The sequence below is a fragment of the Streptomyces sp. NPDC007157 genome (assembly GCF_040634235.1).
GTDB lineage: Bacteria > Actinomycetota > Actinomycetes > Streptomycetales > Streptomycetaceae > Streptomyces.
In genome coordinates, this window is sequence record NZ_JBEYFE010000018.1 from 151,162 (window position 1) to 157,742 (window position 6,581).

Annotated in this window: 6 protein-coding genes and 1 pseudogene; 1 reads left to right on the top strand and 6 read right to left on the bottom strand. The window is 70.2% G+C overall.

Translation table 11 applies throughout. The annotated features are described in order from the left end of the window. Nucleotides 1-45: 45 nt before the first annotated feature. Both ftsX and ftsE read right to left on the bottom strand, forming a co-directional pair. Nucleotides 46-963 (bottom strand): permease-like cell division protein FtsX, encoded by a 918-nt coding sequence (gene ftsX, locus ABZ642_RS29760; RefSeq protein WP_360489515.1) that lies wholly within the window; start codon nucleotides 961-963, stop codon nucleotides 46-48. A 62-nt stretch (nucleotides 964-1,025) separates the two neighbouring features. Further along, the gene (ftsE, locus tag ABZ642_RS29765) at nucleotides 1,026-1,715 is read right to left on the bottom strand and encodes a cell division ATP-binding protein FtsE (RefSeq protein ID WP_360489516.1); all 690 of its coding nucleotides are present in this window, start codon (nucleotides 1,713-1,715) and stop codon (nucleotides 1,026-1,028) included. Between the two features lie 247 nt (nucleotides 1,716-1,962). Here ftsE and ABZ642_RS29770 point away from each other — a divergent pair, with 247 nt between their 5' ends. After that, a complete protein-coding gene (locus ABZ642_RS29770; RefSeq protein ID WP_351701422.1) occupies nucleotides 1,963-2,154 on the top strand; it encodes a hypothetical protein in 192 nt (63 codons plus the stop codon). Between the two features lie 118 nt (nucleotides 2,155-2,272). Here ABZ642_RS29770 and ABZ642_RS29775 read toward each other — a convergent pair whose 3' ends face one another. From ABZ642_RS29775 to ABZ642_RS29790, 4 genes and pseudogenes are all read right to left on the bottom strand, one after another. Continuing rightward, nucleotides 2,273-2,905: a hypothetical protein gene (locus tag ABZ642_RS29775; protein WP_360489517.1), complete on the bottom strand. Its 633-nt coding sequence runs from the start codon at nucleotides 2,903-2,905 to the stop codon at nucleotides 2,273-2,275. Between the two features lie 324 nt (nucleotides 2,906-3,229). Beyond that, complete coding sequence (gene prfB / locus ABZ642_RS29780; RefSeq protein ID WP_360489518.1) at nucleotides 3,230-4,336, bottom strand: peptide chain release factor 2; 1,107 nt, start codon at nucleotides 4,334-4,336, stop codon at nucleotides 3,230-3,232. 118 nt (nucleotides 4,337-4,454) lie between these two features. Next, complete coding sequence (locus ABZ642_RS29785; protein WP_360489519.1) at nucleotides 4,455-5,684, bottom strand: serine/threonine-protein kinase; 1,230 nt, start codon at nucleotides 5,682-5,684, stop codon at nucleotides 4,455-4,457. A gap of 111 nt (nucleotides 5,685-5,795) precedes the next feature. Beyond that, nucleotides 5,796-6,581, bottom strand: a pseudogene (locus tag ABZ642_RS29790) (serine/threonine protein kinase); the annotation flags it as partial.

Genomic DNA, 6,581 nt, shown 5'->3' on the forward strand with positions numbered 1-6,581 from the left:
AGAGGGCCGCACGGACGGTTGCCCGTACGGCCCTCTTGGCATGCGTCACACCTTCAGGTACTTGCGCAGCGCGAAGAACGCCGCAAGGGCGGGCATCAGAAGGCTTGTTGCGAGGATGAGCGGGAGCTTGGTCAACACCGCGTCCCAGCCGATGAAGTTGATCAGGTTCAGCTTGTGGGACAGGTCCAGGCCGTGGTCGATGATGAAGTAGCGGGCGATCACCAGGAATCCGCAGGCGACCGTGCCGCCGATCAGGCCGGCGACCGCGGCCTCCGCGATGAACGGGGCCTGGATGTAGAAGCCGGAGGCGCCGACCAGGCGCATGATGCCGGTCTCCCGCCGACGGCTGAACGCGGAGACGCGCACCGTGTTGACGATCAGCATCAGGGCGACCACCAGCATCATCGCCATGACCGCGCGTGCCGCCCAGTTCATGCCGTTCAGCAGCCCGAAGAGGTTGTCCAGGATGCCCTTCTGGTCCTGGACGGACTGGACGCCGTCACGGCCGTCGAACGCCGTCGCGACCACCTGGTACTTCTGCGGGTCCTTCAGCTTGATCCGGTACGACTCCTGCATCTGGTCCGGCGTGAGGGAGTCGGCCAGCGGCGAGTCGCCGAACTGCTCCTTGTAGTGCTTGTAGGCGTCGTCCTGCGACTCGTAGGTGACCTTCTCGACCACCGACATCTTGCCGAGGTCCGCCTGGATCTGCTTCTTCTGGTCCTCGGTGACCGCGCCCTTGGCACAGTTGGGGTCGGACTCGGCGTCGCTCTTGTTGCAGAGGAAGATCGAGACGTTGACCTTGTCGTACCAGTAGCCCTTCATGGTGGTGACCTGGTCGCTCATGAGGAGCGAGCCACCGAAGAGCGCCAGGGACAGGGCGACCGAGACGACGACCGCGAAGGTCATCGTCAGATTGCGGCGGAGACCGACTCCGATCTCCGACAGTACGAACTGGGCGCGCATGGCGTCGGGTTATGCCTTTCCGTCGTGGAGCGCGTGATGCGTCGGGAACGTGTGCATCGGTGTCAGTGCTGGTAGCCGTAGACGCCGCGGGTCTGGTCGCGGACGAGTCGGCCCTTCTCCAGCTCGATGACGCGCTTGCGCATCTGGTCCACGATGTTCTGGTCGTGCGTCGCCATCACCACGGTGGTGCCCGTCCGGTTGATCCGGTCGAGCAGCTTCATGATGCCGACGGAGGTCTGCGGGTCGAGGTTGCCGGTCGGCTCGTCGGCGATCAGCAGCTTGGGCCGGTTCACGAAGGCCCGCGCGATGGCCACGCGCTGCTGCTCACCACCGGAGAGTTCGCCCGGTCTGCGGTCCTCCTTGCCGCCGAGCCCGACGAGGTCGAGCACCTGCGGCACCGACTTGCGGATCTCGCCCTTGGACTTGCCGATGACCTCCTGGGCGAAGGCCACGTTCTCGGCGACCGTCTTGTTGGGCAGCAGGCGGAAGTCCTGGAAGACCGTCCCGAGCTGGCGGCGCATCTGCGGCACCTTCCAGTTGGAGAGACGGGCGAGGTCCTTGCCCAGGACGTGCACCTGGCCGTGACTGCACCGCTCCTCGCGGAGGATCAGCCGCAGGAAGGTGGACTTCCCGGAGCCGGAGGACCCCACGAGGAACACGAACTCGCCCTTCTCCACTTCCAGGGACACATCCCTGAGTGCGGGGTGGGTCTGCTTGGGGTAGACCTTGGAGACATTGTCGAATCGGATCACGGATGCACCACGGGTCGCCGGGGGTAGATGAGCGTGACCATACGCGAGTCGGGTGAGGAAGCGCAGGCGCCGGTCACGGTTGGGTGAGGCTTGTGCGCTTTTGTTCCGGGGCAGTCTTTCCGGAACGCCGGGGCGAGGTCTGCGGACGGCCGCGCCCTTTCCGGGGGAACCTGGCACAGTGGAGGGGGAACGTTCTCGTTCCGCTGAGCGTTGTGTAGGTAATGGCCGGTGCAAGGAGGGCGAGCGCATGACGTACGACCGGTTGGTGTGCGCGAACTGCGCGGCGCCCGTGAGCGAAGGCCGGTGCCCCGTGTGCCGCGCCAACCGCGAGCGTCTGCAGCAGGAGAACTTCCTGGGCGGGCTGAACCCGATGGCGCTGATCGGGCTGCTGGCGGTACTGATCGCCGCGGTGGCACTGCTGGCGCACCAGACCGCGTAGCGAACGTCACAGACGAGCGCGCGGCGAAGCGCACGAAAAGCGATCGAAGGGCCCGGAGCTGTTGCTCCGGGCCCTTCGCCGTGCGTGACGCGTACGCTCCGTGAGCGGACGCCTACCGTCAGGCGGCGGCGCCGCCGCGGCCGCCCATGACGCGGGGCAGGATGCGGAAGCCGATGCCACCGGCGATCATCGTGGCGGCACCGACGATCAGGAAGCCGGTCTGCGCGGCACCGGTCTCGGCGAGCTGGTCGCCGCCACCCTGGGTCTGGGTGTTCGAGGTGTCCGAACCGGTGTCGGTGAGGGCGGAGGAGCCCTCCTCCTGCGCGGAGGTGCCGGAGTTGCCGTCGGTGCCGGTGTTGTTGCCGCTGCCGCCGTCACCACTGCCCGTGCCGCTGCCGTCGGTCGGGCCGTCGCTGGTCGGCTCGTCCGTCGGCTCGGTGGGCTCGTCGGTCGGCTGGGTGGGCTCGTCCGAGGGCTCCGAGGACTCGGAGGGCGGCTCGCTGGTCGGCGGCTCGCTCGTGGGCGGCTCGCTGGTGGGCGGCTCGCTGGTGGCCGGGCCGGTCGGGATCCCGGTGGGGTCGTCGGTCGGGTCGTCGCCGGCGGTGTTGACGGTGGCGGTCAGGCCGTCCTCGTTGGCCTCGACGCCGATGGAGAGGGCGGAGGCCGCGCCGGCGGCGGTCAGCGAGGCACCGGCGGCGATCACGGCGCAGGCGGCTATCCGCGCGACCCGGATCCGTGTCTTCTTGGTCATCTGGTTGCTACCCCCAGTAGCTGAATGTCAGGTTGGCGGCGCTGGGGCTGTGCTCTACGGAGGTAGCTACGGATACGCGAGCCCCCCGGTTCTCATGCGCCCCAGAGATACGCATGCCACGCTTCACCCTTCCCATTTTTCAAAGCAACGTCAAGGCCGTTGCGGGCGCGATGTCCAGTTGCGCGCGGAATGCGGGGAGTTGAAGCCTGTGAGTGTGATGTAAAACCCAGACATAGCCCCGGCGTGGCCCGGAAAAACGAGAACTGCCGCCCCGGGGGCGGCAGTTCTCGGATCGGCCGACTCGCCATGGGCAAGTCGACAAAGTTACTTCTCGCGCTGCTTGCGCCAGCGAATTCCGGCCTCAAGGAAGCCGTCGATCTCGCCGTTGAAGACGGCCTCGGGGTTGCCGACCTCGTACTCCGTCCGCAGGTCCTTGACCATCTGGTACGGGTGCAGGACGTACGAACGCATCTGGTTGCCCCAGGAGTTGCCGCCGTCGCCCTTGAGGGCGTCCATCCTGGCCTGCTCCTCCTGGCGGCGCCGTTCCAGGAGCTTGGCCTGGAGGACGTTCATCGCGGTCGCCTTGTTCTGGATCTGCGACCGCTCGTTCTGGCAGGAGACGACGATGCCGGTGGGGATGTGGGTGAGGCGCACCGCGGAGTCGGTGGTGTTGACGCCCTGCCCGCCGGGCCCGGAGGACCGGTACACGTCCACCCTCAGCTCGGACTCGTCGATCTCGATGTGGTCGGTCGTCTCGACGACGGGGAGGACTTCCACACCCGCGAAGGAGGTCTGGCGGCGCCCCTGGTTGTCGTAGGGCGAGATCCGCACCAGCCGGTGGGTGCCCTGCTCGACCGAGAGCGTCCCGTAGGCGTACGGCACCTGCACGGCGAAGGTGGTCGACTTGATGCCGGCCTCTTCCGCGTACGACGTCTCGTAGACCTCGGTCTTGTAGCCCTTCTGCTCCGCCCAGCGCAGGTACATCCGCTGCAGCTTCTCGGCGAAGTCGGCGGCGTCGACGCCACCCGCCTCCGCGCGGATGTTCACGAGCGCCTCGCGGGAGTCGTACTCCCCGCTGAGCAGCGTCCGCACTTCCATCTCGTCCAGCGACTTCTTGACGGCGGCGAGCTCGGAGTCGGCCTCGGCACGGGTGTCCGGGTCGTCCTCCTCCTCGGCCATCTCGAACAGCACCGCGAGATCGTCGATCCGCCCGCGCAGCGCCTCCGCCTTCCTGACCTCGGCCTGGAGGTGGGAGAGCTTGCTGGTGATCTTCTGCGCCTCGTCCGGGTTGTCCCACAGGGACGGCGCGGCCGCCTGCTCCTCGAGCACGGCGATGTCTGCCCTCAGCTTGTCGAGGTCCAGAACGGCCTCGATCGACTCCATGGTCGAGGAGAGGGACTTGAGCTCTTCGGATACATCGACGACTGCCACGCCTCCCAGCGTAACGGCTCCGCCAAGTACACCGTGCCCGGCCACCGGCGCCCGGCCCGCGCACCCGGTGGGGCGGGGTGCCCGGGACCCGTGGTCGCCGGGTCGGACGGGCGGAGGGTCACGGGGTCGACGTGCTGTGGGTGTCCTGGGGCGGGGCGTCGTCGCCGGAGCTCGCCAGCCACGCGCCGACGCCCACCGCCGCCGCGAGCACGACCCCGGCGACGCCCAGCGTCACCCTGCGCCGTCGTGCCGCCGCCTTGTGCCGGGCCGAGCCCGGTCGCGGTGCCCCGGACGCCCTCGGCACCCTGGCCGTGCCCCGCGCACCGCCCGCCAGCTCGTCGGGACCCGGCACCCTCATCGAGGTGTGCGTGTCCCGGTTGGAGTCCGGCTTGGCGCCCGGCACCAGGGAGACGGCCCCCCGTCGCCGCACCCGCTGCTCCTCCGCGGCCGGAGCGGCGGCCGTCTCCTCGGCGGCCTCCTCCGACTCCTCCGTCTCCGGCTCGTCGACCTCCAGTGGCGGCATCCCCGCCAGCGTCGGCAGCTGCTCCCGCAGCCGCGCGGCCAGCTCGGAGGCCCGCAGCCGGGAGGCCGGGGCCTTCGCCAGGCACTGCACGAGCAGCTGCCACAGCTCCTCGGGGATGCCGGGGAGGGGGACGACGGTCTCGGTCACGTGACGGCGCAGGACCGCTCCGGGGTGGCCGCCGCCGAACGGGGTGAAGCCCGCGAGGAGCTCGTACAGAACGGTCGCCAGGGCGTAGATGTCCACCGAGGCCCGGGGCGGCAGGCCCTCGACGATCTCCGGCGCCAGGTAGTCCGGCGTGCCGATGATCTTCGTGGCGCGGGTCCGCTTCGGGGAGTCGATCAGCTTGGCCACGCCGAAGTCGGTCAGCAGGGCGGGGTGGGCCCCGCCGGGGCCGAGCGGGCCCTGCATGTCGAGCAGGACGTTCTCCGGCTTCACGTCCCGGTGGACCACGCCCGCGGCGTGCGCCGCCGCCAGCCCGTCCGCGACGTCCGCGACGATCGCCACGGCGGCCTCGGGCGCGAGGCGCCGCTCCCGCTCCAGGCGGGTGCGCAGATCGGTGCCCCGGACCAGGTCCATGACGAGGGCGAGGTCGTTGCCGTCGACGACGAGGTCGCGGACGGACACCACGTTGGGGTGCTCAAGGCCCAGCAGGGCCGTGCGCTCCTGCACGAAGCGGCCCACCAGCTCCTCGTCGGAAGCCAGATCCTCGCGCAGCAGCTTGATGGCGACGGGCCCTTCCGGCCCCTCGCCCAGCCACACCGTGCCGGCGCTGCCCCGCCCCAGGATCTGGTTGGCGGTGTACCGGCTGCCGATCTTCCGTGCCAAGACTGCTCCTACAGACGCGTGTTGCCGACAAAAGTACGCGTCCGATGAGCCAACCTTCACCACGGAGGCGGAAATCACCCGCCAGGTGTCGACAAATCCCCAGACTCGCGGTCAGTTGTTGTTGCCCACGCTGTCGAAGAAGTCACCGACCGCCTTCGCCCAGTCCTTCAGCTGGTGCCAGTAGCCCTTGCCCTCCCCGACCCACGTGTGCACCGGGGTCAGGTCCCAGATCAGCCAGCCCGCGACGAACAGGATGACGACCATGAACAGGCAGCCCTTGAGGCAGCCGAGGCCGGGGATCTTCATCGGGTTGGCGCTGCGCTGCCGCGGCTCGCGCGGAGCCCGCTGCGGCTCGGCGGGGGCGGCCGGGGGCGCATAGCGCTGCTGCGGCTGCTGCGGCCTCTGGGGCTGCTGCGGCTGCTGCGGCTGCGGGGCGTACTGCTGCGGCTGGTGTCCGTAGCCGGCGGGCGGCTGCTGCCCGTACCCGCCCTGCTGGCCGTACCCGCCGCCCTGCTGCCCGCGCGGCTGCGGCCGGCGTACCGGCTGCTGCTGCGGGGCCTGGCGCGGCGGCTGCTCCTGCGGCCGGGCCACCTGGCGCTGCGGGCGGCGGCGCAGCGGGTCCTCGTTCGGGTCGAGGTACTGGACCTGCGTCTGCTCGTTGCGGTCGCGGGCCGCGCGGAGCTGGGTCTGCCAGGGGTGCGGCTGCTCCGGCTGCGGCTGGCCCGGCTGCCCCTGGGGCATCGGCGGCAGGACGGCCGTCGGGTCGGCGGCGCCGGTGTTCGGCAGCACGGCGGTCGGATCGGCGGCGCCGATGGGGCCGCCGGTGTGCGGGAGCACGCTGGTCGCCGCGGGGGGGGGGGGACAACCCCAACGACCGCGGGTCGGGCGGCCCGGGGT